Genomic DNA, 26,192 nt, shown 5'->3' on the forward strand with positions numbered 1-26,192 from the left:
GCAAAACGGTGCGGCGGCGCCGTATTCAAAGATAGCCACGCTCGGATGCAGACCGGGGGAGCCATGAGCAAATCACAAGCAACCCAAGCCACGTCGCGTGCGCGGCCCTTGTCGCCGCATTTGACCATCTATCGCCCGCCGATCACCATGACCACGTCGATCCTGCACCGCATCACCGGCTGCGCGCTCTATTTCGGCACGCTGCTGGTCGCCTGGTGGCTGATCGCTGCGGCGACCTCGCAGCACTATTTCGAATTCGTCAGCTGGGTGTTTGGCAGCTGGATCGGCCAGCTGGTCCTGCTCGGCTACACCTGGGCCTTGATGCTGCACATGCTGGGTGGCCTTCGCCATCTGGTCTGGGACACCGGGGCCGCGCTCGAAAAGCACACCGCCTCGAAATTCGCCTGGGCGACGCTGGCCGGCTCGGTGGTGCTGACGGCGCTGATCTGGATCGCCGGCTACATGGCGCGAGGGATGTGAGATGAGCGGCTCCAACAACGACATGCGCACGCCGCTTGGCAAGGTCCGCGGCCTCGGCTCCGCCCGCGAGGGCACCGAGCATTTCTGGCGCCAGCGCCTGACTGCGGTCGCCAACATTCCGCTGATGCTGTTTTTCGTCGGCCTTTTGATCGCGCTCAACGGCGCCGATTTCGCGACCGTGCGCGCCTCGCTGGCCAATCCGCTGGTTTCGCTGGTGCTGGCCCTGGTGCTGGTCTCGGGCCTCTACCACATGCGTCTCGGCATGCAGGTCGTGATCGAGGACTACGTGCATGGCGAGTTGCTCAAGGTGACGCTCATCATGCTCAACACTTTCTTTACCGTAGCTGTCGGCGTCGCCTCGCTCTTCGCCCTGCTCAAACTGGCATTTGGAGGCTGAACGGTGGCCAAGGACGGCAAGACCAGCGGAGCTTCCGCCTATACCTATGTCGATCACAAGTTCGACGTCGTCGTTGTCGGTGCCGGCGGTGCCGGCCTGCGCGCCACGCTCGGCATGGCCGAGCAGGGGCTGAAGACCGCCTGCATCACCAAGGTGTTCCCGACCCGCTCGCACACGGTCGCGGCACAGGGTGGCATTGCCGCCTCGCTGCAGAACATGGGCCCGGACTCGTGGCAGTGGCACATGTATGACACCGTCAAGGGTTCGGACTGGCTCGGTGATGTCGACGCGATGGAATATCTGGTGCGCGAAGCACCTGCCGCCGTCTACGAGCTCGAGCATTACGGTGTGCCGTTCTCGCGCACCGAAGAAGGCAAGATCTACCAGCGCCCGTTCGGCGGCCACATGATGAACTATGGCGACGGCCCGCCCGTGCAGCGCACCTGCGCTGCCGCCGACCGCACCGGCCATGCCATCCTGCACACGCTGTATGGCCAGTCGCTGAAGCACAACGCCCAGTTCTTCATCGAATATTTTGCGCTCGACCTGATCATGGAGCCGGACGGCACCTGCACCGGTGTCGTGGCCTGGAACCTCGATGACGGCACCATCCACCGCTTCTCGGCGAAGATGGTGGTGCTGGCGACCGGCGGTTACGGCCGCGCCTATTTCTCCGCGACCTCGGCGCATACATGCACCGGCGACGGCGGTGGCATGGCGTCGCGCGCCGGCCTGCCCTTGCAGGACATGGAGTTCGTGCAGTTCCACCCGACCGGCATCTACGGTTCAGGTTGCCTGATCACCGAAGGCGCACGCGGCGAAGGCGGGTATCTCGTCAACTCCGAGGGCGAACGCTTCATGGAGCGCTACGCGCCGTCGGCCAAGGACCTGGCGTCGCGCGACGTCGTTTCGCGCTGCATGACGCTGGAGATCCGCGACGGCCGCGGCGTCGGCAAGAACAAGGACCACATCTTCCTGCATCTCGACCATCTCGATCCGGCGGTCTTGCACGAGCGGCTGCCCGGCATCTCGGAATCGGCGAAGATTTTCGCCGGCGTCGACGTGACCCGCGAGCCGATCCCGGTGCTGCCGACGGTGCATTACAACATGGGCGGCATCCCGACCAACTACTGGGGCGAAGTGCTGAACCCGACCAAGGGTAACCCCGACCGCGTGTCGCCCGGCCTGATGGCCGTCGGCGAGGCCGGCTGCGCTTCGGTGCATGGCGCCAACCGTCTCGGTTCCAACTCGCTGATCGATCTGGTGGTGTTCGGCCGCGCGGCGGCAATCCGCGCCGGCGAAGTTGTCGACCGCAACGCGCCGATCCAGGCGCCGAACGCGGCATCGGTCGAAAAGATCATGGACCGTTTCGACCGCCTGCGTCATGCCAATGGCGGCACGCCGACGGCGGTGCTGCGCGAAAAGATGCAGAAGGCGATGCAGGAAGACGCCGCCGTGTTCCGCACCCAGGATTCGCTGGAGCAGGGCTGCAAGCGCATCTCCAAGATCTGGGGCGAGATGAAGGACATCAAGGTCTTCGACCGCTCGATGATCTGGAACTCGGACCTGGTGGAGACGCTGGAGCTCGAGAACCTGATGTCGAATGCGATCGCTACCGTTTACGGTGCCGAAGCGCGCAAGGAAAGCCGCGGCGCGCATGCCCGCGAGGACTTCTCGGCCCGCGACGACGTCAACTGGCGCCAGCACACGCTGGCCCATGTCGCCGAGGACGGCGAGGTGACGCTGAGCTATCGTCCTGTTCACACCGAGCCGCTGCTCAAGGAAGAAGACGGCGGCATCAGCCTGGCCAAGATCGCACCCAAGGCGCGGGTGTACTGAGCCATGGCCGAGGCGCGACGCAGCGTTTGGCAAGCAGGAGGGCCTGAAGCGGCCGTCCTCGCTTGCGCGCGCGCCAACCGTCGCCGGGAGTGCCGGCGATGAGCGAACTCGGCTTCTTTGCCATCAATCTCGACCGCTCGCCGCATCGCTGGGCCGAGATCCAGCGGCTGTTCGGCGCCATGCCGTGGCCGCTCGAACGCGTTGCCGCTGTCGATGTGCGCAAGCCCGACGACGTGCTTGCCGTGCGTGGCCAGACGCTGACCATGCGGCCCAACGGCATTGGCTGGAACCCGCTGCGCAACCGGATGTTCGCACTCGTCGAGGAGGCCTGCTTTGCCAGCCACATGCTGGCGCTGAAGGCGTTCCTGGTATCCGGCCACGATCATGCGGTGATCCTGGAAGACGACGCCGTGCCGCTCGACGGTTTCGCAGAGACCATGCGGCGGCTGCTTGCAAGCGGTGTGGCCTTCGACATCGTCAAGCTGGAAGGCCTGGTGCGGAGCGGCGGCCGGCTGTCCGTGCCGGTGGCCGATCTTGGGCGCGCCAAGCTGGTGCGCTCGCTGCGCCCGTCTTCCGGCGGCGCCGGTTATCTGGTGACGCGCAAGGCGGCTGAACAGCTGCTCGCCAAGGCCGGCAAGCTTGCGGTGCCGGTCGACGACTTCATCTCCAATCCGGGCCTGCATGGCTGCGACGTGATGCATTCGTCGCCCTGGCTGATCGTCCAGGCCGGCGCTGACACGACGATGGGCGAGCTGCGCACACCGCATCGCCACGTCAAGCGGCGCGACCCGTTCCACTTCCTGCAGCAGGGTCTCGTGCGCGGCACGCTCAGGCTCAAGCTCTGGCTCAACGCCGTGCATGGTTCGCCGCTGTCGCTGCTCAAGATCTACACGGCGCCGTGGTCTCCCGCAGACATTGTCCAGCAGATGCGCCGTCTGACTGCGGAGGCGGCAGCATGATGGCTGCGACATTGCCCGTAACAGGATATTCGGCAACGCCGCTGGCGGCCAAGCTTGGCCTCAAGGACGGCCAGAGCGTGGTGTTCGTGAACCTGCCGGGCGATCTCGACGGACTGGTTACGGCGCGCGACTTCGCCGCGACGACGCTGACCGATTGGACAGCGCTTGGCGAGGCGGGCGAGAGGCATGACATCGTTCATGCCTTCACCGGCAAGCGTGCCGATCTCGAAGCCAATGTCGAGACATTCAAGAAGATGATCGCGCCCGATGGCGCTGTCTGGATCTCCTGGCCCAAGAAGGCGTCGAAGATCGCCACCGACATCACCGAGGATGTCATTCGCGACGTCGTGCTGCCTAAAGGGCTGGTCGACGTGAAGGTCTGTGCCGTGGACGCCGTGTGGAGCGGGCTCAAGCTCGTCATCCGCAAGGAACTGCGCGCCAAGCTGTGAGGAACCGATCGTGGTCGAACTAACACTCCCCAAGAACTCGCAGATCAAGCAAGGCAAGACCTGGCCGAAGCCGGAGGGTGCCACCAACCTGCGTGAATACCGGATCTACCGCTGGTCGCCCGACGACGGCGAGAACCCGAGCATCGACACCTATTTCGTCGATGTCGACGATTGCGGCCCGATGGTGCTGGACGCGCTGCTCTACATCAAGAACAAGATCGACCCGACGCTGACGCTGCGCCGCTCCTGCCGCGAAGGCATCTGCGGCTCCTGCGCGATGAACATCGACGGCTCCAACACGCTCGCCTGCACCAAGGGCTGCGACGACATTTCGGGCGCGGTGAAGATCTACCCGCTGCCACACATGCCTGTCGTCAAGGACCTGGTGCCCGACCTCACCAATTTCTACGCCCAGCACCGTTCGATCGAGCCTTGGCTGAAGACGGTGTCGCCGGAGCCGGCGAAGGAATGGCTGCAGAGCCATGAGGATCGCCAGAAGCTCGACGGCCTCTACGAGTGCATCCTGTGCGCCTGCTGCTCGACCTCGTGCCCGAGCTACTGGTGGAACGGCGACCGCTATCTCGGCCCGGCAACGCTGCTGCAGGCCTATCGCTGGCTGATCGACTCCCGCGACGAAGCCAAGGGTGAGCGCCTCGACAATCTCGAGGATCCATTCCGGCTCTATCGCTGCCATACGATCATGAACTGCGCCCAGACCTGCCCCAAGGGTCTCAATCCGGCCAAGGCGATCGCCGAGATCAAGAAGATGATGGTGGAGCGCCGGGTTTAGTTCGGCGATCGGTTTTTGGCTGCGCGCCTGTGGCGTCGCGGCAGCCGAAATCGAGAAGATGATGGTGGAACGGCGGGTGTGAGGTAGCAGCTGATATGACGGACACGGACCTTCCCCACCTCACCCCGGTCGAAGCACGTGTTCTCGGCTGCCTGATCGAGAAGAAGGAATTGACGCCCGACGTCTACCCGATGACGTCGAATGCGCTGGTTGCCGCCGCCAACCAGAAGACGTCGCGCGAGCCGGTCATGGCCCTGGAGATCGTCGACATCACCCGGGCACTCGGCATGTTGCAGGCGAAGGGGCTGGCGAAGCAGCAATTCGCCTCGCGCGTCGAGCGCTACGAACATCAGATGGCGCAGAAATTCTCGCTGACACGCAACCAGAGCACGCTGATCGGCCTGCTTCTGCTGCGCGGACCGCAGACGGTCTACGAATTGCAAGCCCGTACTGAGCGCATGGCGAACTTCGCCGATGCCGACGCCCTGCGTGGCGAACTCGACATGCTGATCGGCCGCAGGCCGGCCCTGGTCAAGGAGATCGGCCGCGCTCCCGGCCAGCGCGAGGATCGCTTCGCGCATCTTTTGTCCGGTGATGTCGATGCCGCTGTTGTCACGACAAGTCGGGCCCCGAGCGCTGCTGCCCCCGTTGTCTCGGAACTCGAGGAACGCGTCCGGCTCCTGGAAGAGGAAGTCGCCGCGCTGAAGGCGCGGCTCGACGCGGTCGGCGGATAGGCGGCGCGGAACGCCAGCTGGCGATTGGCATTGCCACCCGACTGATCGACCTTGATCCATCACATCTGCTATAGCGTTCGGCAGCGATGGGCGTGCGAGGGGGCAGGTTTGATCGATCGGCATTTTCCAGCATCTATGGATCCGGCAATCGTGGCCGAGATCGACACCCGCCTGGTCGACATCGAACGTCAACACAATGTGTCGATCCCCTTGGCCGTCGAAAGCGGAAGCCGAGCCTGGGGATTTCCTTCGCCCGATAGCGACTATGACTGCCGATTTGTATTTGTCAGGGCAGTCAGCGAGACCTTCACGCTGTTCCCCGAGCGCGATGTCATTGAAACGCCGTTGACCTCGATCCTTGACGTCAATGGCTGGGAGCTATCCAAGGCTTTGAAGCTCCTGCTCAAGGGCAATGTGGTGGTGGTCGAGTGGCTGACGTCCCCCTTGACCTACCAATGCGATACCGAGTTTCGCGAGGCGTTCCTGAAGCTTGGCGACGAAGTCGCTGATCGCACATTGACCGGCCGGCACTACTATCATCTGGCAGCCAATCAGTTCGACCGCTTCCTGACCACGCCGGATCTGGTGCCATTGAAGAAGCTATTCTATGCGCTGCGTCCGTTGATGGCCTTGAAATGGCTCGACGAGAATCCGAACTCGGCAATTGCTCCAATGAATTTCCCGACCCTTTGCGCCGGAGTGCCTCTGGAGTCCTCCGTCATCGATGCGATTCAGGCATTGATCGCGCGCAAGGCCGAGACGCGAGAACTCGGTGACGGCCCGGTTCCCGGCCCCATTCTGGGGTTCCTGGCTACGGAGTTCTCCCGCGCGCAGATATGGCGTGATGGGGCTGAGGCACGCCGACCTGGCAGCGAGCGACTCGTCGATGATTTCTGGCGCACATGGAGCCATCGCCTCGCGCCAGCAGGCCGGGTGTAAGTCCGGCGTTTTTCGTATTGCGTAGGCCCCGTTAGCCTTTGGGACGGCCGCGTTTAGGTGGCATCGTCGCTGCATCGCCGCGCATCTCCTCGACGCAGCTGACCGCGAGATCGGTGCTGCGCTTGAGGAAGTCGACGATGGTGGCAAGCTCGGCCTGGCTGTAGCCCGACCACAGCTTCTGCATGCGCGCCTGCATTGGCCCGTAGGCCGCCTCGATCGGCTTGATCGCTTCCGCCTTGATACGTAGCAGCACGCGGCGACGGTCGCCCGGATCGGCCTGGCGCTCGACATAACCGGCGCGTTCGAGGCGGTCGAGCAGGGCGGTCATGGCGCCCGAACTCAACCCGGTGGCGGCAGCGAGTTCACCTGGTGTCGCCGCCTTGCGCATGAACAGCAGATCGAGGCATTCGAGATCGGTGGTGTGCAGGCCGAAGCGCTCGGCCACCGTCTGGCTGGTGACGATGTTTTGCGCGCCCATGCGCCGCATCTCCCGGTCGAGCGCGGCGATGAGGTCGTGGTGGGCGGACGCGTCTTTTTGCATCCGCTACTCATAGCGACCGGATGACGGTGGCGAAAGCCAACAGCATCGACAAGCCAACCACCAGATCGAGCGGCAGGCGCAGCCTGCTACGCTGCGTCCAGCGCCGGGCGGCGTCCTGGTCCATTGCCTTCGACGCCAACCTTTCGAAGGCCAGGGCCTTGGGGATGAAATCGAAGGCCGACCAGACACGCATGACGACGTGCGTTGCGAATGCGATGAGCAGCCAGAAGCGGGCGTCGGGGGCCGACCAGCAGGCAATCAGTGCGACGATCAGGGCGATCTCGAAGGCGGTATGAGCCGGGATCCAGAAGCGGCGGCGTGACAGGCCGCCGAGGTCCGGCTGGATCAGGTCACGACGTTCGGGCCAGGCCGGATCGACGACCGAGAATTCATAGAGGCCGCCGCCGATGGACATCAAAGCGAGTGCGGCGGCAAGGCCGGTGGAGATGAGCGGAAATGAGAGCATTGTTGAACCTCTGGGAATGGCCAATTAGCTCTATAATCGAATATCTTGATAATCAAGATATATGATGATGGAGAAATTCGCGCGGTTTCACGACGTCGGGATGGACCCTTTCTATGACGGTCGGCTTGGAGGGGGTGCAGCAACAAGGGGCGATTGATGGCGGTGCCGGCAGCGACCTGTCGAAGGGCGAGCCCTTGACAATAGTCGAACGAAAAACGGCCCGGCTGCGAAGCAACCGGGCCGTTTTGCTTGTTTATGATCGAAGGGAGATGCGATGCGAATGCCCTTCTCCCGCAGGGCAGAAGGGGAGGCCGGCGCTTACTTGCGCGCCGCTTCGACGATCTCTCGCGCCATGGCTTCGGCCACCGCGTCGGTGGTGCGGCCTTCGCTGTCGGCGCGCTGGAAGATCGCGGTCAGCGTGTCGGCGATGCGGGCGACGCGCGGGTTGACGGTCGCGACGTCATAGCCGCCAGCAGCCATTTCAGCGGCGACGTTGATGACGCCGCCGGCGTTGATGACGTAGTCGGGCGCGTAGAGGATGCCGCGTTCGACAAGGCGCTGTCCGTCCTCGGCCGTCGCCAGCTGGTTGTTGGCGGCACCGGCGACGATCTTCGCCTTGAGCAGCGGAATGGTGTCGGCCGACAGCATGCCGCCCAGCGCACAGGGCGCGAAGATGTCGACGTCGGCTGCGATGATGGCATTGCCCTCAACGACGGTGGCACCGAACTGCTCGGCGGCGCGGGCGGTTCTGACAGCATCGAGATCGCAGACGGTCAGCACAGCGCCCTCGGCATGGAGCTTCTGGCACAGCGACCAGCCGACCGAGCCGAGGCCTTGGACGGCGACGCGGACGCCAGCGAGATTGTCGCTGCCGGTGCGGTGGCGCAGCGCTGCCTTGAGGCCAACGAAGGTGCCTTCGGCGGTGAAGGGCGAAGGGTTGCCGCTGCCGCCCTTGGTGGTGCCGCTGACATTTGAGGCGCGCTCGGCGAGGAAATCGGCGTCGGCCAGCGTCATGCCGACGTCCTCGGCGGTGATGTACTGGCCCTGGAGCGTGGTGAGCATCTCGGCATAGGCCTCGAGCATCGCGGGCGTCTTTTCGGTCTTGGCGTCGGCGATGATGACCGCCTTGCCGCCGCCGAGCGGCAGACCGGCGATGGCCGACTTGAAGGTCATACCACGCGACAGGCGCAGCGCGTCGATGACGCCGGCTTCGAAGCTGTTGTGCGGCCAGATGCGGGTGCCGCCGAGGGCGGGCCCGAGAACGGTGGTGTGGACCGAGACGATCGCGGTCAGCCCGCGCGCCGTGTCGCGGCCGAGCCAGACCTGCTCGTGATGGTCGAAGCCGTCGAGATGGCGGACGTCTGAGGTGATGTCGGTGATTTCGAGCGTGGTCGCGACCGATGGCTGCGGATGACGCGGTTCAAGGACGTTCAGCATGAGGGTTCCTCCCGGGTGCGCTGGTCCCCTCGAAAGCTAAACATTTCCGGCGATTTTTGGTTTCGAAGACGGGGCGCGGCGCGACCGCGCATTGCGCGCTGCCGCTTTGCCGCGCAACAAACGCAAAACGCCGGGGCGAGCGGAAGGGTGGCCGGGCGCGGGACTGCCCCCCACGCGCCCGGCCTGCCGGCTGGTCGGAATGCCACTGCCCTGGCATTCCTTGCAGCCAGACTCCGTCAGCCGCCGGCGCAAGGCGCCGGCGCTTCAGAGCCTGTCCTGGTGGATCAGGCCTCCGGTTCCTTGTTCTCCTTCGGCTGCCGCATCTCAGCCGGTTCGGGGAGCTTTCCGCCAAGCGCCATGGGGGCAAGGAAGGCGCGCGGGTTGAAGCCGGCCGCGGCGAGCGCCACGAGCGTCTTCCAGAATTGCAGGCGGTACATGTCCGTCACCTCGTTTGCTGGACTGACCACTTCGATTCGTGAGCGCAAACTAGACGGGCGGACGACGCCGTTCTTGGACTGCGCGGCCCCTTCTTCGGGTCTCGACGGTACGGGCTTGACCTATTCATTGACGCGAATTAGAAAGAGTGTCTGCCCGCCTTGGTTGTGTATCGTTGAGTAGACCAATGACGAATTCTGACGGGCAGAACGCCTCTTTTCGCGTGTTGACAGACGACCTCCCGGCGCAGGAGCGGCTTGCCGTGCTGCGTGAGGTCTATGGCCGCACCATCCTCAATGCCGATCTCGAGCCGGTCGACGGCGCGCCTGTCCACATGGACATGCGGGTGCGGCTGCTGCCAGGCGTCGGCATCGCCACCGGCTCGGCCTCGCCGATCAAGGTCGGCATCGGCAAGGAGATGATCGACAATGACGACGTGATCCTGCTCGCGGCACTGTCAGGCGGCAGCCACATGCAGGTTGGCGGCCAGGACGAGAGCATCCGCCCGGGCTGCGCGATGTTCGTGCCCGGAGGGCGGGCCGGCGCCAATGTCACGCGCCCCGGCTTCACCTATGTGAACCTGCGCTTCGACAGGAAGGCACTGCAGCCGCTGCTCGGCGACGTCTCCAGGATGATGATGCGGCCCATCCCGATCAGCCATGGCCCGATGCAGCTGTTGATCACCTATGCCACGGCGCTGCAGGAGCTGGACGAGCCGCTTCCGGGCAACATGGCGCGCATGGTGGCGAGCCATCTGCTCGACCTGACGGCGCTGACGCTGGGTGCTGAACGCGACGCCGAACAGGTGGCGCTGGGGCGTGGTTTGCGCGCCGCCAGGCTGGCGGCGATCAAGTCTGATATCGCAGCGCGGGGCGACCTGCGCGGGCTGTCGGCCGAGGCGATCGCCGCCGAGCACAAGCTGTCGCCGCGCTATGTCAGAAAGCTGTTCGAGAGCGAGGGGCTTTCGTTCACCGAGTTTGCGCTTGGCCAGAAGCTGAAGCGGGCGCACCGCATGCTGGCCGACCCGCTGTGGGCACAGCGCAGCATCACCGACATCGCCTACGAAGCCGGGTTCAACGACCTGTCCTATTTCAACCGGGTGTTTCGCCGGCGCTTCGACGCGACCCCATCCGAGGTGCGCGCCGAAGGGCTGGCTGCCTGAAGCGGCAAAGGGCACCGGGCCTGGCGCATCGTGCTTTCCGAGGGGCGCAAGCGACGCTCGGGCCGATGGCGCGCCCGGCGCCCCGCAGGGCCTTGGTCAGGCGAGGCTGGCGTTGAGCGAGACCTTGATCGCGCCGAGCGCCTTGGAAACCGGGCAGCCTTCCTTGGCCTTGGCCGCAAGTTCCTGGAACTTGGTATTGTCGATGCCGGGCACGGTGCCGACAAGCGTCAGCGCGCTTTCGGTGATGCCGGTGCCGGGGATGAGCGTCACCACTGCCTTGGCGTCGAGCTTGTCGGCGGGCGTGCCGTTCTCGGCGAGGAAGTGCGACAGCTGCATGGCAAAGCAACCGGCATGCGCTGCGGCGATCAGCTCCTCGGGGTTGGTGCCCGACTTGCCGGTTTCGTCCTCGAAGCGGGCCTTGAACGAGTAGGGCTGGTCCTTGATCGCGCCGCTCTGGGTGTTGAGCGTTCCCGAGCCTTCCTTCAGATTGCCTTTCCAGACGGCGTTGGCGCTGTGGTTCATGATGTTCTCCATGATTTCTGACGGGGCCAGGTGCGGCAACCGGGTGAGACTATAGCGCTGCCGCGCGCGCCTGCCAGCGTTCCGTCGCCGGGAAAGCGGCGCCGTGCGAAAAAAGTCTCTCGCGAAAATGTCTGCTTGTCTTCACTGCCAGCGTCCTTGTGGCGAGCACGGTCCAACCCAAGGAGAGCATCCGTGAAGTATGTCTGCCTGGTCTATCTCGAAGAAGGCCTGTTCGGGACGCTGTCGCCCGAGCAGAAGGAGAAGCTCGATAGCGACTCGCTGGCCTATGACAAGCAGCTGGAAGCCAAGGGCAAGCTGATCGCAGCCGAGGCGCTGCAGTCGGTGAAGACGGCGAGGTCCGTGACGCGGCGCAACGGCAAGAGGCTTGTCACCGACGGGCCGTTCGCCGAGACCAAGGAACAACTGATCGGCTTCGTCATGATCGAGGCGGCCGGCGAGGACGAGGCGCTGGAGATCGCATCGCACATTCCGCTAGCGGCAATGGGCAAGGTCGAGGTGAGGGCGATTTACGATATTCCGGGGGCGTGACCCGGGGGGCGTGACGCTGTGGCTCGCCCAGATGACGAACTGTAGCGATCAGATAGCCTCGCCCTTGAGCAGGCGCGGGGTTTCGCCCGTCAGGCCGGAGGCCTGGCGGATGAAGTAGTCCTTGAGCCGGGGGACACGGTCGACGAGACCGAGACCGATGTCGCGGATGGCGCGGACCGGGGCAATGTCGTTGGAAAACAGCCGGTTGAGCACGTCGGTGGTGATGCCCATGCGCACGGTGTCGAAGCGGCGCCAGGTTTCGTAGCGTTCGAGCACGTCGAGCGCGCCGATGTCCTGGCCGAGACGGTCGGCCTCGACGATGGTTTCGGCAAGCGCTGCTGCATCCTTGAAGCCGAGGTTGAGGCCCTGCCCGGCGATCGGATGGATGCCGTGGGCGGCGTCGCCGGCAAGGGCGAAGCGCGGGGCGACGAAGGCGCGCGCCAGCGTCAGGCCGAGCGGCCAGGCGCGCGGCTTGCCCTCGACGCGGATCTCGCCAAGCTTGAGGCCGAAGCGCTGTTCCAGTTCGATCTCGAAGACGAAGGGGTCACCCGAGACAAGCTTGTCGGCGTCCGCAGTGCGCTCGGTCCAGACGATGGAGGAGCGGTTGACGCCATCCCTTGTCGGCTTGAGCGGCAAGGTGGCGAAAGGCCCAGCCGGCAGGAAGTGCTCTTCGGCGCGGCCGCCATGCGGGCGCTCGTGGATCACAGTGCAGACGATGCCGGACTGGCCGTATTCCCAGCGCGCGATCTTGATGCCGGCCATGTCGCGCAGCTTCGAATTGACGCCGTCGGCGGCAACCAGAAGCCTGGTGTCGATGCTGACGCCGTCGGCAAGATGGACCTTGGCGCCGGCGATGCCGGCTTCGAAGGCCTGGACGGCGACGCCCTCGATGATGTCGATGCCGAGTTCGGCGGCGCGGCGGCGCAAGGCGCCGTTGAGCAACCTGTTTTCGACCATGTGGGCGAAGGGCTCGCCTGCCTCGAGTTCGCCGTCGAAGGTAAGGAAGACCGGGCGGACGGGATCGGCACTCTTCGAATCGGTGATGATCATGTCGGTGATCGCCTGCGCCTCGGGCGCGATCTCTTCCCAGCAGCCGAGCTGGTCGAGCATGCGGCAGGCAGCAGCGGCGATTGCCGAAGCGCGGCCGTCCTTGCGCCAGACCTCGGCCGGGGCGGCGTCGACGATGGCGATGTGCAGATTGGGCCGCGCCTGCTTGATCGAGACGGCGGTGGCGAGGCCGACATAGCCGGCACCGGCGACCAGCACGTCGAGCTGCGTCGATTTGTTGTCGTCAGATTCGCGCGTGACCATGGCGGCGTCCTTTACGGCTAGGCTTCCCGCCTTGACTCGACGGGGGCTTCCTGCTGGAAACCGGGGTATACTTCGTCCCGAAAAGGGGAAAGCATGCCGGCCGGAATACAAGAGCTTCTCAGCATTCTCAATCTCGAGAAGCTGGAACACAACCTGTATCGTGGTCGCAGCCCGCAGGTTGCCTGGCAACGCGTCTTCGGCGGCCAGACCATCGCCCAGGCGCTGGTAGCAGCACAGCGCACCGTCGAGCCGGACCGGCACGTGCATTCGCTGCATGGTTATTTCATGCGGCCGGGCGATATCACCGTGCCGATCGTCTACGAGGTCGACCGCATCCGCGATGGCGGCAGCTTCACCACGCGGCGGGTGGTAGCGATCCAGCACGGCCATGCGATCTTTTCGCTCGAGGCTTCGTTCCAGGTCGACGAGGTGGGCCTCGAATACCAGATGCCGATGCCGCTCGACGTGCCGCCGCCGGAAGAGCTGAAATCGCAGCGTGAGCTCTTGGCCGAAGCCACCCATGTGCCCGAGCAGATCAGGCTGTTCTGGGCCAAGGAGCGGCCGCTGGAGCTCAGGCCGGTCTATGCCGAGCATTATTCGAGCCGCGACAAGCTGGCGCCGCTGCAGAAGGTGTGGATCCGCCTGACAGGCCCGGTGCCGAATGACCGGGCATTGCGCTGTGCGGTGCTTGCCTATCTTTCCGACATGACGCTGCTCGATACGGCAACCTTTGCCCATGGCCGCGGCATCTTCGATCCTGACATCCAGGCGGCGAGCATCGACCACGCCATGTGGTTCCATCGCGAGCATGATCTCGACGGCTGGCTGCTCTACACCCAGGACAGTCCCTCGACCTCGGGTTCGCGCGGTTTCACCCGCGGCGCGCTCTATTCCCAGGACGGCACGCTGATCGCTTCGGTGGCACAGGAAGGGCTGATCCGCCTGCGCACCAAGCCTACGAAATAGGCATTTTAGGAATTTTGCACATTATGTAAGCAGGTGCTTTGCTGCACCTGCGAAGGATGTTGCTTGCCCCTGAGGCATTACCCTTCATTTTCAACACCTTAACTTGCTCCAAACCAAACTGGCACGGAGCTTGAATAGCCTAGGTCACTCACCGGTGGTCTTCGGGTCCGCTGGCGACGTCTGCAACGCGGGGGACCCGCATCAGCAAGGGGTGAAACCTGATGAAAATCGTGATGGCTATCATCAAGCCGTTCAAGCTCGACGAGGTGCGCGAAGCGCTCACCAATGTCGGCATCCAGGGCCTGACCGTCACCGAAGTCAAAGGCTACGGACGGCAAAAGGGACATACCGAGATTTACCGCGGCGCCGAATATGCCGTGAGTTTCCTGCCCAAGATCAAGATCGAAGTCGCCGTTTCGACCGACCTCGTCGACAAGGCGGTCGAGGCGATCACCGGGGCTGCCAAGACCGGCCAGATCGGCGACGGCAAGATCTTCGTCTTCGGCATCGACCAGGCCGTGCGCATCCGTACCGGCGAAACCGACACCGACGCGCTCTGAGCAGGCCAACCAATTCTCATGGAGACCTCAATGCAAATTCCAACCTCATTGAAGACGGTGGCGCGCTCGGCCCTTGTCGGCACGCTCGCGCTCGCCGCCCTGGGAACGGTCGCGGCCTTCGCCCAGGAAACCGCACCCGCAGCGGCCGATGCCGCCGCAGCGGCAGCTCCCGCACCGGCTGATGTCATGGAGAAGGGCGACGTCGCCTGGATGCTGACCTCGTCGCTTCTGGTGCTGTTCATGGCACTGCCGGGCCTGGCGCTGTTCTATGGCGGCCTGGTGCGCGCCAAGAACATGCTGTCGGTGCTGATGCAGTGCACGATGATCGTCGCACTGGTGATCGTGATCTGGACGTTCTGGGGCTACTCGATGGCCTTTGGCGACGCGCCGAGCCCGTATTGGGGCGGCCTCGGCAAGGCCTTCCTGGCCGGTGTGACGCCTGAAAGCATGTCGGCGACCTTCACCAAGGGTGTCGTCATTCCCGAATACGTCTTCATCGTCTTCCAGATGACCTTTGCCTGCATCACGCCGGCGCTGATCGTCGGCGCGTTTGCCGAGCGCATCAAGTTCTCGGCCGTGCTGCTGTTCGTGGCGCTGTGGGTCACCTTCGTCTACTTCCCGATCGCCCACATGGTCTGGGATTCGGACGGCCTGATCTATGGCTGGGGCGCGCTCGATTTCGCCGGCGGCACTGTCGTCCACATCAATGCGGGCATCGCCGCACTGGTCGGCGCGCTGGTGATCGGCAAGCGCACCGGCTACGGCAAGGACAACATGGCGCCGCACTCGATGACGCTGACCATGGTCGGCGCCTCGATCCTGTGGGTCGGCTGGTTCGGCTTCAACGCCGGCTCCAACCTTGAGGCCAATGGCGGTGCTGCACTTGCCATGATCAACACCTTCACCGCGACCGCTGGTGCGATCCTCGCCTGGGTGATCATCGAAGTGGTTGCCCGCGGCAAGGCGTCGATGCTGGGCGCAGCCTCGGGCATGGTCGCCGGCCTCGTTGCGGTGACCCCGGCCGCCGGCTTCGTTGGTCCGGTCGGCGCCATCGCACTCGGCGCCATCGCCTCGGTCATCTGCTACTTCTTCGTCGCGGTGGTGAAGATCAAGCTCGGCTACGACGACTCGCTCGACGTATTTGGCATCCACGGCGTTGGCGGCATTATCGGCGCCATCGGCACCGGCGTCTTCAACGCCAAGGCGCTGGGCGGCATCGGCTACGGCGAGATGTCGATCGGCGGCCAGGTGTGGACACAGTTCCTCGCCGTGTCGGTGACGGTCATCTGGTGCGGTATCGGCTCGCTGGTGCTCTACAAGCTGGTCGACCTGCTTGTCGGCCTGCGCCCGACCGTCGAAGCCGAGCGCCAGGGCCTTGACCTGACCTCGCATGGCGAAGTGGCCTACCACTCGTGATGCCTGTTGGAGCGTGGTCCTCCCCCTAGGGATCATGCTCCGACCGCGCGGCCAGGGTAACGGCCGCGCAACATCCTCCCAAATCCCGTCGTGGCCGCTCGAAAGGCAGCTGCGCTTTGAGGCCCGGAGCTATCCGGGCCTCCTTTTTTAGTCGGGCTTGAATTTTAGTCGAGCTTGAACGCCGGATCGAGCGGGCGCTTGTGCAGGAAATTGCGGAGATTGCGCGGCGTGCGAGGGTAGCTGGCGCCCTGGTATTTCGCCGGGTCGCGATAGACGCTGAGGGTCGAGGGATCGCGTCGCGCGCCGCTCGGAATGGCGCCCCAGCGACCGGCGTCATAGAAATCGACGAGGAAGGCGTAGTCGTAGCGGCAGAAGCGCAGTGCCTTGGCGAGTGCGGCCGGCGACAGGTCGGACGGTTTGGCCTGGCCGCTTTTGGTCTGGCCGCTGGAGACGTGGATATGCGGCATCGACACGGTCTGGCCGACGATGTCGCTGATGTAGGCGGCGACCTGGTCGACCTTCTCCAGCTTGAACACCTTGTCGAACAAAAACAGGTTGCTGCCGAGGAAATAGCGCGGCGAGGCGACGTGGAAGCGGACGTCGCTGCAGATTTGACAATAATCCTCGACGTTGAGGATGAAGGTCTCGAGATCGGGTTCGAGCGAAAGGCCGAGCTGGCGCGCCATGTCGGCGTCGGCCTCGTCGCCGGTCAGAAGCCTGGCTTTGACGACACGGTCGAAATAGGCCGACAACAGCCGCTCGACCGGATCCCTGACGATGGTGAAGGGCCTGGCGTCGGCATTGTGCATTGGCCGAAACGGATCGACCAGCGAGGTCGGAAGCCGATGGTGGACGTCGTCGTCGGGGTTTTCGAGCGCTTGATGCTGGCCGGCAACCTGCATGAGCAGATATTTGACGCTGCTGCTGCCGCTCTTGGGCACGGGATAATAGGTGGCGTTGAAGAATCTCAGTCCTGTCGGCATCTGGCTCCTGGCGTTGTGGCTTGATGCGAAGAAGAGTTGCGACGTTGCCGTACCAGCAGGGCGCCGGGACAGCGGAGAGAACATTCAATGTTTCTAATGTGTCTATCGTTTGGCGCTGACTTGAGACCGGGGCCCAGGCGAGCCGGGCCCACGCAGGGAGTACTCAGGTCGACAGCGACTATCGTTGCGCTCAGGCGAAGAATGCCCGGATGCGTGGCCACAAGCCGATCGCCGCGCGGACACGGCGGGCGGCGCTGGCGCCCCTGACGGCATCGCCGAAATGGCAATAGCAGACGATGTTGTGTAGCTGCCGGTCGGACAGGTCGAAGAAACGCTTGGCCTCGCCGTAGCTGTCGTCGCCGAGGCCCGTTGCCCGGAAGGCGGGGTCCTCGAATGCCACCGTGATGGGCGAACCCGGTACGCGCATGGCAAGCCGTTCGGCGCGCGGGGCATATTCGGTGCCGGAAAGGGTACCCAGGCGCCGTTCCGGCTGGTCTTCAAGCAGTCGGGCCCAGCGCTCGAGACGCTCGGTGCGCGTCATCGGCAAATAGGGGCTGAGCGGCTGGACGTCGGCGAAGGCTTGCAGTTGCTCGATGCTGTGGTGCTTCATCGCTGCCTCCATTAGATTTTTCTAATATGGAAAACTATGGCGATGCGGCTCCTGCGGCAAGCCTGTTTTGCACCTAGGAACGGAAAAACCCCGCCCTAAGGGGCGGGGTCCTTTTTCATGCCAGGCAGATGGCCGGATTACATCGCCGATGTCGTCACCGCCGTGACCTTGGTGGCGTCGTCATCGGCAACCGTGATCGATACCTTCATGCCTGCCGCCAGATCGGCCGGCAGCGCGACATCAGCAGGAACGGTATAGGTCTTGCCGTCCTCCAGCGTGATGACCCGGGTGTCCTTGTTGAACTCCTTGACCACGCCGTCGGCCGAAGCAGCCCAAGCTGCGCCGGCCATCAGTGCCGCGGCTCCCAAAGCCAAAATGAGCTTTCTCATTCTGTTTCTCCTGGTTTGAGTCCCTTCCGGCAAATCCAACGCCAAAGCGGTGGGATGGTTGCATCAAAAATACCGCTGCCGGGCCGAGGCCGCGACCCATTCCCGAGGTTCGCGGCAGCGGCAACATGCCTGTCATGTGAACAATGGCTTAACCTTAATGCCGCCTTAACCTTCGCCCCGATAGTCTGACGACCGAATCTGCCCGCGATGCGTTCGCATGCGGGCTACGGCATCAATGGACGGGGACGAGGCATGCGTTCTGGGGTTTCCTCACCGCTCGCGCTGACCGAGACGGGGCACGGCATTCAGGCATTCGCGCGACGGCAAGCAGGCCGCGCGGCGGGTCTTGGCCTGTTTGCCTTCGTCGCCTTCGGGCTCGCGGCGCTCGGCACCTGGAACGTTGCCGATCCAAGCTTCAGCCACGCCACCGACAATCCCGTTACCAACGCCATGGGTTATCCGGGTGCGGTGTTCGCCGACCTCGCGATGCAGTTCTTCGGGCTGGCTTCGGTCGCTGCGCTGATGCCAGCGGTGATCTGGGGTGTGCTGTTCGCCACCGCGCGCGGCGTCGACCGCATGCCCAAGCGCGGCCTTGTCTGGTTCGGCTCCGCACTTCTTGGCGCAGCGATTGCCGGCTGTGTCGGCGCACCGCCGACCTGGCCGCTGCCGACCGGCCTTGGCGGCGTGTTCGGCGACATGGTGCTCAAGGTGCCGGGACTGTTCATCGGCGGTTACCCGACCGGGCTGATCGCCACGGTCATCGGCGTTTTGCTGATCGCACCGGCGATCTGGCTGTTTGCCTTCGGTGCCGGCCTGCTCAACCGCGAAAACGGCTTTGCCGTGGTCAATCCCAAGCCCAAGCCCGACATGCGCGAGCAGGATTTCGCCAGCTTCGACGACGAGGACGAGGACGAAAACGAGGGCGTGCTGGCGCTTGGTGCCATCACCCATTGGTGGCTGTCGGCCAAGGCCTATCTGCGCCGCCGCGCCGCCAAGCGCCGTGAGCTGGAAGGCTACGACATGCCGCCGGTCAAGCGCGAGAGCGCCTGGCGGCAGGCGGCCGAGCGCGTCGAATCGGCCGAGCGCGCCGAACAGCGGGTTACAACAGGCGGCCGTGCGCGGGTCGAACCCGAATTCTTTGCCCAGATGGTGTCGCAAGAGCGTGCCGTTTCGATCGATCCCGACGACCAGGATGTCTTCGGCGACGACGACATGGACATGCCACCAGTGCCGGCCGAACGTCGCGGCGCCAACGCCCAGGTGCAGAATTTCCGCTCACCGGCGAATGGGGCGCCCGCCCCGGCACGGGTCGAGGCACCAGCACCCCGGCCCGCGCCCGGCGCTCGTGTCCAGCGTGAGGCGCAGACCACGCTGATCGGCGCCGAGACCTTCGAGATGCCGTCGCTGCATTTCCTGGCCGAACCCAAGAACGTGGTGCGCGACGCCTCGCTGTCGAAGGACGCGCTCGAACAGAACGCGCGCCTGCTCGAAGGCGTGCTCGAGGATTTTGGCGTCAAGGGCGAGATCATCCATGTCCGCCCCGGCCCCGTCGTCACGCTCTACGAACTCGAGCCGGCGCCCGGCATCAAGTCGTCGCGCGTTATTGGCCTTGCCGACGACATCGCGCGCTCGATGAGTGCGATCGCCGCCCGCGTCGCTGTCGTGCCGGGGCGCAATGCCATCGGCATCGAACTGCCCAACGCCAAGCGCGAAACCGTTTATCTCCGCGAGATCCTGGCAAGCCGCGACTTCGAGACGACCAAGTCGAAGCTGGCGCTGGCGCTCGGCAAGACCATCAATGGCGAGGCGGTCATCGTCGACATCGCCAAGATGCCGCACGTGCTCGTTGCCGGTACCACCGGCTCGGGCAAGTCGGTGGCGATCAACACGATGATCCTGTCGCTGCTCTATCGCATGACGCCGCAGGAATGCCGCCTGATCATGATCGATCCGAAGATGCTCGAACTGTCGGTCTATGACGGCATTCCGCACCTGCTGACGCCTGTCGTCACCGACCCGAAGAAGGCGGTGGTGGCGCTGAAGTGGACGGTGCGGGAGATGGAAGACCGCTACCGCAAGATGTCCAAGGTCGGCGTGCGCAACATCGACGGCTTCAATGCGCGTGTCAGCCAGGCCGAGAAGAAGGGCGAGCAAATCTCGCGCACGGTGCAGACCGGTTTCGACCGCCAGACCGGCGAGGCGATCTACGAGACCGAAAACCTCGACCTGGCGCCGCTGCCCTATATCGTCGTCATCATCGACGAGATGGCCGACCTGATGATGGTCGCCGGCAAGGACATCGAAGGGGCCGTCCAGCGCCTGGCGCAGATGGCCCGCGCCGCCGGCATCCATGTCATCATGGCAACCCAGCGTCCGTCGGTCGACGTCATCACCGGTACGATCAAGGCCAACTTCCCGACCCGCATCTCGTTCCAGGTGACGTCGAAGATCGACAGCCGCACCATTCTGGGCGAGCAGGGCGCCGAGCAGCTGCTCGGCATGGGTGACATGCTCTACATGGCCGGCGGCGGCCGCATCCAGCGTGTCCACGGCCCGTTCGTCGCCGATGAAGAAGTCGAAAAGGTCGTCGCCCATCTCAAGCTGCAGGGCGTGCCGGAATATCTCGACGCCATCACCGAAGACGACGGCGAAGACGAGGACGAGCCGTCGGGTAAGGGCGGTGGCGGCAACGGCGGCGGTGGCAACTTCGAGGATTCGGACGATCCCTACGACCAGGCGGTGGCCGTGGTGCTGCGCGACGGCAAGGCGTCGACCAGCTACATCCAGCGCCGGCTCGGCATCGGCTACAACCGTGCCGCCTCGATTATCGAGCGGATGGAAAAGGAAGGCATCGTCGGTGCCGCCAACCATGCCGGCAAGCGCGAGATTCTGGTGCCGACCGAAGACGACAAGATGTAGGATCAGGTAACCGGCGATCACGTTTTCGCGTTCAGGGACGTGTGGCGTGAACCATGTCAAACTTCAGCCCTACTAAGTGCCGATACAACCGTCGAACTGGAATGAGAGAGTAACCGGCATGAACGACGACATCCGCACCCCGACCCGCCGACGCCTGCTCGGTTTCGCGGCGGCGATCGCCCTGACAGCGACACCGCTGATTGCATTGCAGACCCCTGCCCAGGCACAGGCGCAAGGCTCCGATGCAGCCCAGCGCATCGCCGACCATTTCTCGAGCGTGCGCTCGATGTCGGGCGAGTTCGTGCAGTTCGGCCCGCGCGGCGAGCAGACCGGCGGCAAGTTCTTCCTGCAGCGTCCGGGCAAAATTCGCTTCAACTACGAGGCGCCATCGAATTTCAAGGTCATCTCGGACGGCCAGTCGGTGGTCATCCTGAACTCGAAGATGCGCACATCCGACCTCTATCCGCTGTCGAAGACACCGCTGAAGCTGTTGCTCGACGAGCGCATCGATCTCTCCGGCAACAAGGTCAGGAGCGTCACCGAAGAGGACGACCTGACCACGATCAAGCTGTCCGACAAGCAGGTGTTCGGCAATTCGACCATCACCATGATGTTCGACCCCAAGTCCTACGAGCTGCGCCAGTGGACGATCACCGACGCGCAGGGCAAGGACACCACGGTGATGGTGTTCAACGTCAAGCAGGGCGGTTCCTTCCCTGGCGATACGTTCAAGATCGACTACAAGCTCAACCGCGAGCTGAACGTGCAAAAGAAGAGCGACTGATAAGCTGCTTGCCAAGTCTACCTTGCCGGTCATCTGACTTGGCAGGTTTCGACCTTGGGTTTGCCCGGCTTAGTTGTGGACAGCGGCGCTCGTGGCGCCGCTTATGGCATCGTGCCTTGTCATCGCAGGCCCGTGCTGGCAGGTTCCGCCGCAACTTCGTGCCGGAACCCGCCATGCCCTTTTCCATCGCCACCTGGAACATCAACTCCGTACGCCTGCGCATGCCGCTTGTCGAGCGACTGCTCACCGAGTATGCCCCCGACGTCCTGTGCCTGCAGGAAACCAAGTGTCCGGACGACCAGTTTCCGTCGGCGGCGTTCCGCAAGATCGGCTACGAACACATCGCGATCCACGGCCAGAAGGGCTATCACGGCGTCGCAACCGTGGCGCGGCGCCCGCTGGAGATCGTGGAAAAGCGCCGCTTCTGCGAAATCGACGACAGCCGGCATTTGTCGGTGCGCTTCGACGCCGGCGGCAAGAAGGTTGTGCTGCACAATTTCTACGTTCCGGCCGGCGGCGACGAGCCAGATGTCGAGATCAATCCGAAGTTCCGCCACAAGCTCGGCTTCGTTTCGGAAATGAACGCAATCCGCGCCGATCATGACGAGAACTCGGCATCGGTGCTTGTCGGCGACCTCAACATCGCGCCGCTGGAGCACGATGTCTGGTCACACAAGCAGTTGCTCAACGTCGTCAGTCACACGCCGGTCGAGACCGAGAGTTTCGAGGCGATGCGCAACGCCGGTGCGTGGGTCGACCTGATGCGGCTCAACGTGCCCGACGACCAGAAGATCTACACCTGGTGGAGCTACCGGGCGAAGGATTGGGAGATCTCCAACCGCGGCCGCCGGCTCGACCATATCTGGTCATCGGCGAATCTCGCGCCGCGGCTGACGGGCATCGACATCCTGAGTGCTGCGCGCGGTTGGGAGCGGCCGTCGGATCATGTGCCGGTCATTGCGCGGTTCGACCTGGACTGAGAAAACCCGCCCAAGCGGACATCTGCCGCAGCTTTCTGCGTTTCCGGTGCTCACGGACCTGAACGTCCGCTCCGCTCCGGTTCTCGAAAGCCGCACCAGCTGTCTCACCGGAACGCGTTTTCGAGCGCTGTGCGAAGCTACTTCCCGAATCTTGGCGCCAGGCTTTCGATGCGGGCGAGCATGTCCTGGAGGTCTTCGAGGATGTGCTGGTGCAGGCGGGCCGCGGCCTCGGGGTATTCCTCGAGAATGCGGTGGAACATCTTGCGGTTGAGCCGGATGATTTCCGAATCGATTGCGGCGGCGGCACTGGTCAGGCGCCTGGTGTCGGCGATGAGGGCGAGTTCGCCCAGCATCGAGCCGGGGCCGGCAGTGCCGACTTCGGCGCGTATGCCGTCAACCTCGCGGTAAAGCGCTATACGTCCCGATATCACGACATAAGCCGAATCGGCCTCGTCGTCCTCGCGGTAGAGCTTGCGATCGGCGGGGAGGTTCACATTCTCCGCACCGAAGGCCAGCAAACGCAGCTGTTCTTGTGTGAAGCCCTCAAACAGCCTCACGCCGGACAGGATGCGGATGTCGTCATCCAGCGCCATTATGTCCCCGACTTCTCAGACTGGCTCCCTTCCCTGTTGTTAGCCGGTTCCCCGCTCCAAACTAACAACATAATCCGCTTATCCCCCCGAAAACCAAAGCCGATTTTCGGGTCGATTCAGCAAACCAGTCAGGGGACCAGCTTGTATCCGCCGCTTTCTGTCACAAGAATTTCCGCATTGGAAGGATCGCGCTCGATCTTCTGGCGCAGCCGGTAGACATGGGTTTCCAGCGTGTGGGTCGTGACACCCGAATTATAACCCCAGACTTCCTCGAGAAGGACGTCGCGGGTGACCACTTTCTGGTCTGCGCGGTAGAGATATTTGATGATCGAGGCTTCCTTTTCGGTCAGCCTGACCTTGCCGCCGCGCGCATCGATGAGAAGCTTCTGGCTCGGCTTGAAGGTGTAGGGCCCGACCGAGAAGGTGGCGTCCTCGCTCTGCTCGTGCTGGCGCAGCTGGGCGCGGATACGGGCGAGCAGGACAGCGAAGCGGAACGGCTTGGTGACATAGTCGTTGGCGCCGGCTTCGAGGCCGAGGATCGTGTCCGAATCGGTGTCGTGGCCGGTCAGCATGATGATCGGCGCCTTGTAGCCGCCCTTGCGCAGGATCTTCACCGCCTCGCGCCCGTCCATGTCGGGCAGGCCGACATCCATGATCAGCAGGTCGATGAGGCCGGCGCGCGCCGCGTTGACGCCCTTGGCCGCCGTCGCTTCCTCAAGGACTTCGAATTCCTCGTAGAGCGCGAGCTGTTCGACCAGCGTGCTGCGCAGATCGTCGTCATCGTCGACGATGAGGATGGTGCGTGAGGTCATGGATCAATCCGTTGTTTCAAAATCAGTATTCTGTTGACCGCGGCAATCGAATGCGGAAGCTGATCGCCACAACTTTCAGCGGTAGTGATTTGTTCCGCAAGGCGATCATACAAGAAAAATCAAAGGCGTAATTGGGGCGGGTGATTTTTTGCGAAATGGCATTTCCACCATCGTCGTGCGGGCCAAGCCCGGCGACCCGACCAAGGGGCTGGTGCAAATAGGGGGCACGGTGTTCCCGTGCGCGCTCGGGCGGGGCGGCATCACCGCAAACAAGCGCGAGGGCGACGGCGGCACGCCGCTGGCCGCGATGCGCCTGTTGTCGGGTTATTTTCGCCGCGACCAGTTCGTGGCGGGGCGAAGCCGCTTGCCGATGAGCCCGATCGGCGCCGATCTCGGCTGGTGCGAAGTGCCAGACGACCGCAACTACAACAGGCCGGTGAAGATACCTTATGGCGCGAGCCATGAGCGGATGAAGCGCGACGACCGGCTCTATGACGCTTGCCTGGTGCTCGACTGGAACATCAGGCCACGGCGGCGCGGACGCGGCAGCGCGATCTTCTTCCATTTGACGCGACCGGGCTTCACGCCGACACAAGGCTGCGTGGCGGTCACAGCGCAGGTGATGGCGCGGCTTCTGCCGCACCTGTCGAGGCGCACGGTGCTGAAGGTGGTGCGCTAGGCGCGTGGCCGCAGGTCGCGGTCTGATTTCGGAAGGGAGCGCTCTGGCGCATCCATGCGGGCGCCGCAAAGAAAGCGGCCCGAAGATCGGGAGACATGATCCTCGGGCCGAGTGTGCTCCCAGAGTGAGCTTGGGAGATGGGGTTCAGCGGCGGTTTTGGCGGCGTGGTGGCTGCCAGCCGATGTCGAGCAGGCCGAGCCGACCAAGATCGGCGTCGACGGCCTTGGCGATATCCTTGCTGGCAATGCCGGTGTCGCGGCGATAGTGCTCAGACAACTCGGTCACATCCTGCACCGGCACGTTGAGCGCCGATTTCATCTGGCGAAACCAGTCGAAAACCGGCTGTAGCCGGGACGGCTGGGCAAATGGAGCTCTCAGGACAGCGGTAGACATGGTCGGTTCCGTTTCGTCCGGACATCAAATCCGGTTTGACATTGATTGAACTGGGCTCATGATGCGACTTTGAAAGTCAAAAGAGAAACGAGTAGTTCTTTCTCGATCATCAAACCAAATTTGAAGATCATGCGATGCGCTTCGTACCCGGAACACGTGCACTGCGGACGCTGGAGGCAGCCGGCCGGCATCTGAATTTCACCCGTGCCGCCGACGAACTCGGCCTGACGCCGGCCGCTGTCAGCCACCAGATCAAGGAAATCGAGGACCAGCTCGGCGTGGTGCTGTTCACCCGCACCAGCCGCAGCATCCGGCTGACCGAAGCGGGGGCGGCGCTGGTGGATGCTTCCGTCGATGTGCTCGACCTGCTCAACCGCGCGGTTTCGCGGGCGCGCAAGCTGACGCGCGGGACAGCTCTGCTCAAGGTGACGCTCGACGCGCAGTTCGCGGCCAAGTGGCTGATGCGGCGCATCGACGCTTTCCGCAAGCTGCACCCTGATATCGATCTCAGGTTCGACATCAGTTACGAGGTGCGCGATTTCGACCTCGACGACGTCGATGTCGGCATCCGCTTCGGCACCGGCAAATATCCGGGGCTCATTGCCAACAGGCTGTTCGACAACATCATCATTCCGGTGTGCAGCCCGGCCTTGCTGGCGTCGGGCCCGCCGCTGCGTGTGCCGCGCGATCTCTTCCACCACACGCTGGTGCACATCGAATGGTCGCAGCAAGGTGTGACATGGCCGAACTGGCGGATGTGGATGGCGGCCGCCGGCGTCGACGATTTCGACGACAGCCGCTCGGTGGTGTTCACCACCTCATCCGATGCGGTGCAGGCAGCGCTCGACGGCAGTGCGGTGGCGCTCGCCGACTTCGCCATGGTGGCCAACGACCTGTCCGAGGGGCGGCTGGTGCGGCCGTTCGAGCTGGGCATCAAGGTGGCGCGAGAGTTCGCCTATCACCTGGTCTATCCGGTCGCATCCGCCAACGATGCACGGGTCATTGCCTTCAAGGACTGGCTGCTGAACGAAGTCCACAACCCGCAGGCCGATCCGACCCGGCGAAGCTGGGACGATTTCAGGCCGTCATAGGCAAGCG

Annotated in this window: 30 protein-coding genes; 18 read left to right on the forward strand and 12 right to left on the reverse strand. The window is 64.0% G+C overall.

Going from position 1 to position 26,192, the window contains the following annotated elements:
* The first annotated feature begins 63 nt into the window (after positions 1-63).
* The 8 genes from sdhC (at position 64) to ACHMW7_RS05490 (ending at position 6,587) form a co-directional block, all read left to right on the forward strand.
* Entirely contained in the window at positions 64-480 is a 417-nt protein-coding gene (sdhC, locus tag ACHMW7_RS05455) for a succinate dehydrogenase, cytochrome b556 subunit (RefSeq protein WP_395449324.1), read from the forward strand.
* A gap of 1 nt (position 481) precedes the next feature.
* Positions 482-877, forward strand: a complete 396-nt coding sequence (gene sdhD, locus ACHMW7_RS05460; RefSeq protein ID WP_395449325.1) for a succinate dehydrogenase, hydrophobic membrane anchor protein — start codon at positions 482-484, stop codon at positions 875-877.
* A gap of 3 nt (positions 878-880) precedes the next feature.
* Positions 881-2,716, forward strand: coding sequence for a succinate dehydrogenase flavoprotein subunit (sdhA, locus tag ACHMW7_RS05465; RefSeq protein ID WP_395449326.1), 1,836 nt, complete (start codon positions 881-883; stop codon positions 2,714-2,716).
* 98 nt (positions 2,717-2,814) lie between these two features.
* Positions 2,815-3,675, forward strand: coding sequence for a glycosyltransferase family 25 protein (locus ACHMW7_RS05470; RefSeq protein ID WP_395449327.1), 861 nt, complete (start codon positions 2,815-2,817; stop codon positions 3,673-3,675).
* Positions 3,672-4,124 (forward strand): DUF3052 domain-containing protein, encoded by a 453-nt coding sequence (locus ACHMW7_RS05475; RefSeq protein ID WP_395449328.1) that lies wholly within the window; start codon positions 3,672-3,674, stop codon positions 4,122-4,124. Before ACHMW7_RS05470 ends, ACHMW7_RS05475 begins: the two co-directional genes overlap by 4 nt.
* 10 nt (positions 4,125-4,134) lie before the next feature.
* A complete protein-coding gene (locus ACHMW7_RS05480) occupies positions 4,135-4,914 on the forward strand; it encodes a succinate dehydrogenase iron-sulfur subunit (RefSeq protein ID WP_184768200.1) in 780 nt (259 codons plus the stop codon).
* Between the two features lie 95 nt (positions 4,915-5,009).
* Positions 5,010-5,648 carry a YceH family protein gene (locus tag ACHMW7_RS05485; protein WP_395449329.1) on the forward strand — a complete coding sequence of 213 codons (639 nt, stop codon included), beginning with the start codon at positions 5,010-5,012 and terminating at the stop codon, positions 5,646-5,648.
* A 150-nt stretch (positions 5,649-5,798) separates the two neighbouring features.
* On the forward strand, positions 5,799-6,587 hold the full coding sequence (locus tag ACHMW7_RS05490; protein ID WP_395449330.1) for a DNA polymerase beta superfamily protein: 789 nt from the start codon (positions 5,799-5,801) through the stop codon (positions 6,585-6,587).
* Between the two features lie 31 nt (positions 6,588-6,618).
* Here ACHMW7_RS05490 and ACHMW7_RS05495 read toward each other — a convergent pair whose 3' ends face one another.
* The 4 genes from ACHMW7_RS05495 to ACHMW7_RS05510 form a co-directional block, all read right to left on the reverse strand.
* Positions 6,619-7,128: a MarR family winged helix-turn-helix transcriptional regulator gene (locus ACHMW7_RS05495; protein ID WP_395449331.1), complete on the reverse strand. Its 510-nt coding sequence runs from the start codon at positions 7,126-7,128 to the stop codon at positions 6,619-6,621.
* Positions 7,129-7,135: 7 nt separating this feature from the next.
* A complete protein-coding gene (locus tag ACHMW7_RS05500; RefSeq protein WP_395449332.1) occupies positions 7,136-7,594 on the reverse strand; it encodes a hypothetical protein in 459 nt (152 codons plus the stop codon).
* A 318-nt stretch (positions 7,595-7,912) separates the two neighbouring features.
* The gene (locus tag ACHMW7_RS05505) at positions 7,913-9,031 is read right to left on the reverse strand and encodes a Glu/Leu/Phe/Val dehydrogenase (protein ID WP_395449333.1); all 1,119 of its coding nucleotides are present in this window, start codon (positions 9,029-9,031) and stop codon (positions 7,913-7,915) included.
* Between the two features lie 284 nt (positions 9,032-9,315).
* Positions 9,316-9,468 carry a hypothetical protein gene (locus tag ACHMW7_RS05510; protein WP_395449334.1) on the reverse strand — a complete coding sequence of 51 codons (153 nt, stop codon included), beginning with the start codon at positions 9,466-9,468 and terminating at the stop codon, positions 9,316-9,318.
* Between the two features lie 185 nt (positions 9,469-9,653).
* Here ACHMW7_RS05510 and ACHMW7_RS05515 point away from each other — a divergent pair, with 185 nt between their 5' ends.
* Positions 9,654-10,628, forward strand: a complete 975-nt coding sequence (locus tag ACHMW7_RS05515; protein ID WP_395449335.1) for an AraC family transcriptional regulator — start codon at positions 9,654-9,656, stop codon at positions 10,626-10,628.
* Between the two features lie 96 nt (positions 10,629-10,724).
* On the opposite strand, the gene ACHMW7_RS05520 is transcribed toward ACHMW7_RS05515, so the two are convergent.
* Positions 10,725-11,150 (reverse strand): OsmC family protein, encoded by a 426-nt coding sequence (locus ACHMW7_RS05520; RefSeq protein WP_395449336.1) that lies wholly within the window; start codon positions 11,148-11,150, stop codon positions 10,725-10,727.
* A 192-nt stretch (positions 11,151-11,342) separates the two neighbouring features.
* Between ACHMW7_RS05520 and ACHMW7_RS05525 the strand changes: the two genes are divergently transcribed.
* Entirely contained in the window at positions 11,343-11,699 is a 357-nt protein-coding gene (locus ACHMW7_RS05525; protein ID WP_395449337.1) for a YciI family protein, read from the forward strand.
* Between the two features lie 48 nt (positions 11,700-11,747).
* On the opposite strand, the gene ACHMW7_RS05530 is transcribed toward ACHMW7_RS05525, so the two are convergent.
* Positions 11,748-13,010, reverse strand: coding sequence for a ubiquinone biosynthesis hydroxylase (locus ACHMW7_RS05530; protein ID WP_395449338.1), 1,263 nt, complete (start codon positions 13,008-13,010; stop codon positions 11,748-11,750).
* A 93-nt stretch (positions 13,011-13,103) separates the two neighbouring features.
* On the opposite strand from ACHMW7_RS05530, the gene ACHMW7_RS05535 reads away from it, so the two are divergent.
* The 3 genes from ACHMW7_RS05535 to ACHMW7_RS05545 all read left to right on the forward strand — a co-directional run bounded on the left by ACHMW7_RS05535 (position 13,104) and on the right by ACHMW7_RS05545 (position 15,952).
* Positions 13,104-13,976, forward strand: a complete 873-nt coding sequence (locus tag ACHMW7_RS05535) for an acyl-CoA thioesterase (RefSeq protein WP_395449339.1) — start codon at positions 13,104-13,106, stop codon at positions 13,974-13,976.
* 221 nt (positions 13,977-14,197) lie between these two features.
* On the forward strand, positions 14,198-14,536 hold the full coding sequence (locus tag ACHMW7_RS05540; protein WP_055975214.1) for a P-II family nitrogen regulator: 339 nt from the start codon (positions 14,198-14,200) through the stop codon (positions 14,534-14,536).
* 30 nt (positions 14,537-14,566) lie between these two features.
* Positions 14,567-15,952 (forward strand): ammonium transporter, encoded by a 1,386-nt coding sequence (locus ACHMW7_RS05545; protein WP_395449340.1) that lies wholly within the window; start codon positions 14,567-14,569, stop codon positions 15,950-15,952.
* A gap of 164 nt (positions 15,953-16,116) precedes the next feature.
* Here ACHMW7_RS05545 and ACHMW7_RS05550 read toward each other — a convergent pair whose 3' ends face one another.
* The 3 genes from ACHMW7_RS05550 to ACHMW7_RS05560 form a co-directional block, all read right to left on the reverse strand.
* Positions 16,117-16,935 carry a sulfotransferase family 2 domain-containing protein gene (locus ACHMW7_RS05550; protein ID WP_395449341.1) on the reverse strand — a complete coding sequence of 273 codons (819 nt, stop codon included), beginning with the start codon at positions 16,933-16,935 and terminating at the stop codon, positions 16,117-16,119.
* Between the two features lie 190 nt (positions 16,936-17,125).
* The gene (locus tag ACHMW7_RS05555) at positions 17,126-17,545 is read right to left on the reverse strand and encodes a hypothetical protein (protein WP_395449342.1); all 420 of its coding nucleotides are present in this window, start codon (positions 17,543-17,545) and stop codon (positions 17,126-17,128) included.
* A gap of 137 nt (positions 17,546-17,682) precedes the next feature.
* The gene (locus tag ACHMW7_RS05560; RefSeq protein WP_395449343.1) at positions 17,683-17,934 is read right to left on the reverse strand and encodes a DUF1344 domain-containing protein; all 252 of its coding nucleotides are present in this window, start codon (positions 17,932-17,934) and stop codon (positions 17,683-17,685) included.
* A gap of 252 nt (positions 17,935-18,186) precedes the next feature.
* Between ACHMW7_RS05560 and ACHMW7_RS05565 the strand changes: the two genes are divergently transcribed.
* From ACHMW7_RS05565 to xth, 3 genes are all read left to right on the forward strand, one after another.
* Positions 18,187-20,853: a DNA translocase FtsK gene (locus ACHMW7_RS05565; protein ID WP_395449344.1), complete on the forward strand. Its 2,667-nt coding sequence runs from the start codon at positions 18,187-18,189 to the stop codon at positions 20,851-20,853.
* Positions 20,854-20,971: 118 nt separating this feature from the next.
* A complete protein-coding gene (locus ACHMW7_RS05570) occupies positions 20,972-21,637 on the forward strand; it encodes an outer membrane lipoprotein carrier protein LolA (RefSeq protein ID WP_395449345.1) in 666 nt (221 codons plus the stop codon).
* A gap of 173 nt (positions 21,638-21,810) precedes the next feature.
* Positions 21,811-22,617, forward strand: a complete 807-nt coding sequence (gene xth / locus ACHMW7_RS05575) for an exodeoxyribonuclease III (protein ID WP_395449346.1) — start codon at positions 21,811-21,813, stop codon at positions 22,615-22,617.
* Between the two features lie 137 nt (positions 22,618-22,754).
* On the opposite strand, the gene ACHMW7_RS05580 is transcribed toward xth, so the two are convergent.
* Both ACHMW7_RS05580 and ACHMW7_RS05585 read right to left on the reverse strand, forming a co-directional pair.
* Positions 22,755-23,210 (reverse strand): cyclic nucleotide-binding domain-containing protein, encoded by a 456-nt coding sequence (locus tag ACHMW7_RS05580; RefSeq protein ID WP_395449347.1) that lies wholly within the window; start codon positions 23,208-23,210, stop codon positions 22,755-22,757.
* A 128-nt stretch (positions 23,211-23,338) separates the two neighbouring features.
* On the reverse strand, positions 23,339-24,022 hold the full coding sequence (locus ACHMW7_RS05585; protein ID WP_067956144.1) for a response regulator transcription factor: 684 nt from the start codon (positions 24,020-24,022) through the stop codon (positions 23,339-23,341).
* A gap of 175 nt (positions 24,023-24,197) precedes the next feature.
* On the opposite strand from ACHMW7_RS05585, the gene ACHMW7_RS05590 reads away from it, so the two are divergent.
* Positions 24,198-24,701, forward strand: coding sequence for a L,D-transpeptidase (locus ACHMW7_RS05590; protein WP_395451270.1), 504 nt, complete (start codon positions 24,198-24,200; stop codon positions 24,699-24,701).
* Positions 24,702-24,845: 144 nt separating this feature from the next.
* Here ACHMW7_RS05590 and ACHMW7_RS05595 read toward each other — a convergent pair whose 3' ends face one another.
* Positions 24,846-25,094 (reverse strand): hypothetical protein, encoded by a 249-nt coding sequence (locus tag ACHMW7_RS05595; protein WP_395449348.1) that lies wholly within the window; start codon positions 25,092-25,094, stop codon positions 24,846-24,848.
* Positions 25,095-25,228: 134 nt separating this feature from the next.
* Between ACHMW7_RS05595 and gcvA the strand changes: the two genes are divergently transcribed.
* Positions 25,229-26,185 (forward strand): transcriptional regulator GcvA, encoded by a 957-nt coding sequence (gene gcvA / locus ACHMW7_RS05600; protein ID WP_395449349.1) that lies wholly within the window; start codon positions 25,229-25,231, stop codon positions 26,183-26,185.
* Positions 26,186-26,192 lie beyond the last annotated feature (7 nt).

Origin of the sequence: Aminobacter sp. UC22_36 (genome assembly GCF_044056035.1) — a bacterium.
Classification (GTDB): Bacteria; Pseudomonadota; Alphaproteobacteria; order Rhizobiales; family Rhizobiaceae; genus Aminobacter.

Coding starts and splice junctions, on each gene's coding strand:
- ACHMW7_RS05510 (WP_395449334.1), bottom strand. CDS start 9,468: ATGTACCGCCTGCAATTCTGGAAGACGCTCGTGGCGCTCGCCGCGGCC.
- ACHMW7_RS05550 (WP_395449341.1), bottom strand. CDS start 16,935: ATGCCGACAGGACTGAGATTCTTCAACGCCACCTATTATCCCGTGCCC.
- ACHMW7_RS05515 (WP_395449335.1), top strand. CDS start 9,654: ATGACGAATTCTGACGGGCAGAACGCCTCTTTTCGCGTGTTGACAGAC.
- ACHMW7_RS05580 (WP_395449347.1), bottom strand. CDS start 23,210: ATGGCGCTGGATGACGACATCCGCATCCTGTCCGGCGTGAGGCTGTTT.
- ACHMW7_RS05570 (WP_395449345.1), top strand. CDS start 20,972: ATGAACGACGACATCCGCACCCCGACCCGCCGACGCCTGCTCGGTTTC.
- ACHMW7_RS05475 (WP_395449328.1), top strand. CDS start 3,672: ATGATGGCTGCGACATTGCCCGTAACAGGATATTCGGCAACGCCGCTG.
- sdhD (WP_395449325.1), top strand. CDS start 482: ATGAGCGGCTCCAACAACGACATGCGCACGCCGCTTGGCAAGGTCCGC.
- ACHMW7_RS05560 (WP_395449343.1), bottom strand. CDS start 17,934: ATGAGAAAGCTCATTTTGGCTTTGGGAGCCGCGGCACTGATGGCCGGC.
- ACHMW7_RS05565 (WP_395449344.1), top strand. CDS start 18,187: ATGCGTTCTGGGGTTTCCTCACCGCTCGCGCTGACCGAGACGGGGCAC.
- ACHMW7_RS05505 (WP_395449333.1), bottom strand. CDS start 9,031: ATGCTGAACGTCCTTGAACCGCGTCATCCGCAGCCATCGGTCGCGACC.
- ACHMW7_RS05485 (WP_395449329.1), top strand. CDS start 5,010: ATGACGGACACGGACCTTCCCCACCTCACCCCGGTCGAAGCACGTGTT.
- ACHMW7_RS05540 (WP_055975214.1), top strand. CDS start 14,198: ATGAAAATCGTGATGGCTATCATCAAGCCGTTCAAGCTCGACGAGGTG.
- gcvA (WP_395449349.1), top strand. CDS start 25,229: ATGCGCTTCGTACCCGGAACACGTGCACTGCGGACGCTGGAGGCAGCC.
- ACHMW7_RS05555 (WP_395449342.1), bottom strand. CDS start 17,545: ATGAAGCACCACAGCATCGAGCAACTGCAAGCCTTCGCCGACGTCCAG.
- ACHMW7_RS05495 (WP_395449331.1), bottom strand. CDS start 7,128: ATGCAAAAAGACGCGTCCGCCCACCACGACCTCATCGCCGCGCTCGAC.
- ACHMW7_RS05520 (WP_395449336.1), bottom strand. CDS start 11,150: ATGAACCACAGCGCCAACGCCGTCTGGAAAGGCAATCTGAAGGAAGGC.
- ACHMW7_RS05595 (WP_395449348.1), bottom strand. CDS start 25,094: ATGTCTACCGCTGTCCTGAGAGCTCCATTTGCCCAGCCGTCCCGGCTA.
- ACHMW7_RS05535 (WP_395449339.1), top strand. CDS start 13,104: ATGCCGGCCGGAATACAAGAGCTTCTCAGCATTCTCAATCTCGAGAAG.
- ACHMW7_RS05470 (WP_395449327.1), top strand. CDS start 2,815: ATGAGCGAACTCGGCTTCTTTGCCATCAATCTCGACCGCTCGCCGCAT.
- ACHMW7_RS05530 (WP_395449338.1), bottom strand. CDS start 13,010: ATGGTCACGCGCGAATCTGACGACAACAAATCGACGCAGCTCGACGTG.
- ACHMW7_RS05585 (WP_067956144.1), bottom strand. CDS start 24,022: ATGACCTCACGCACCATCCTCATCGTCGACGATGACGACGATCTGCGC.
- ACHMW7_RS05500 (WP_395449332.1), bottom strand. CDS start 7,594: ATGCTCTCATTTCCGCTCATCTCCACCGGCCTTGCCGCCGCACTCGCT.
- xth (WP_395449346.1), top strand. CDS start 21,811: ATGCCCTTTTCCATCGCCACCTGGAACATCAACTCCGTACGCCTGCGC.
- sdhC (WP_395449324.1), top strand. CDS start 64: ATGAGCAAATCACAAGCAACCCAAGCCACGTCGCGTGCGCGGCCCTTG.
- ACHMW7_RS05545 (WP_395449340.1), top strand. CDS start 14,567: ATGCAAATTCCAACCTCATTGAAGACGGTGGCGCGCTCGGCCCTTGTC.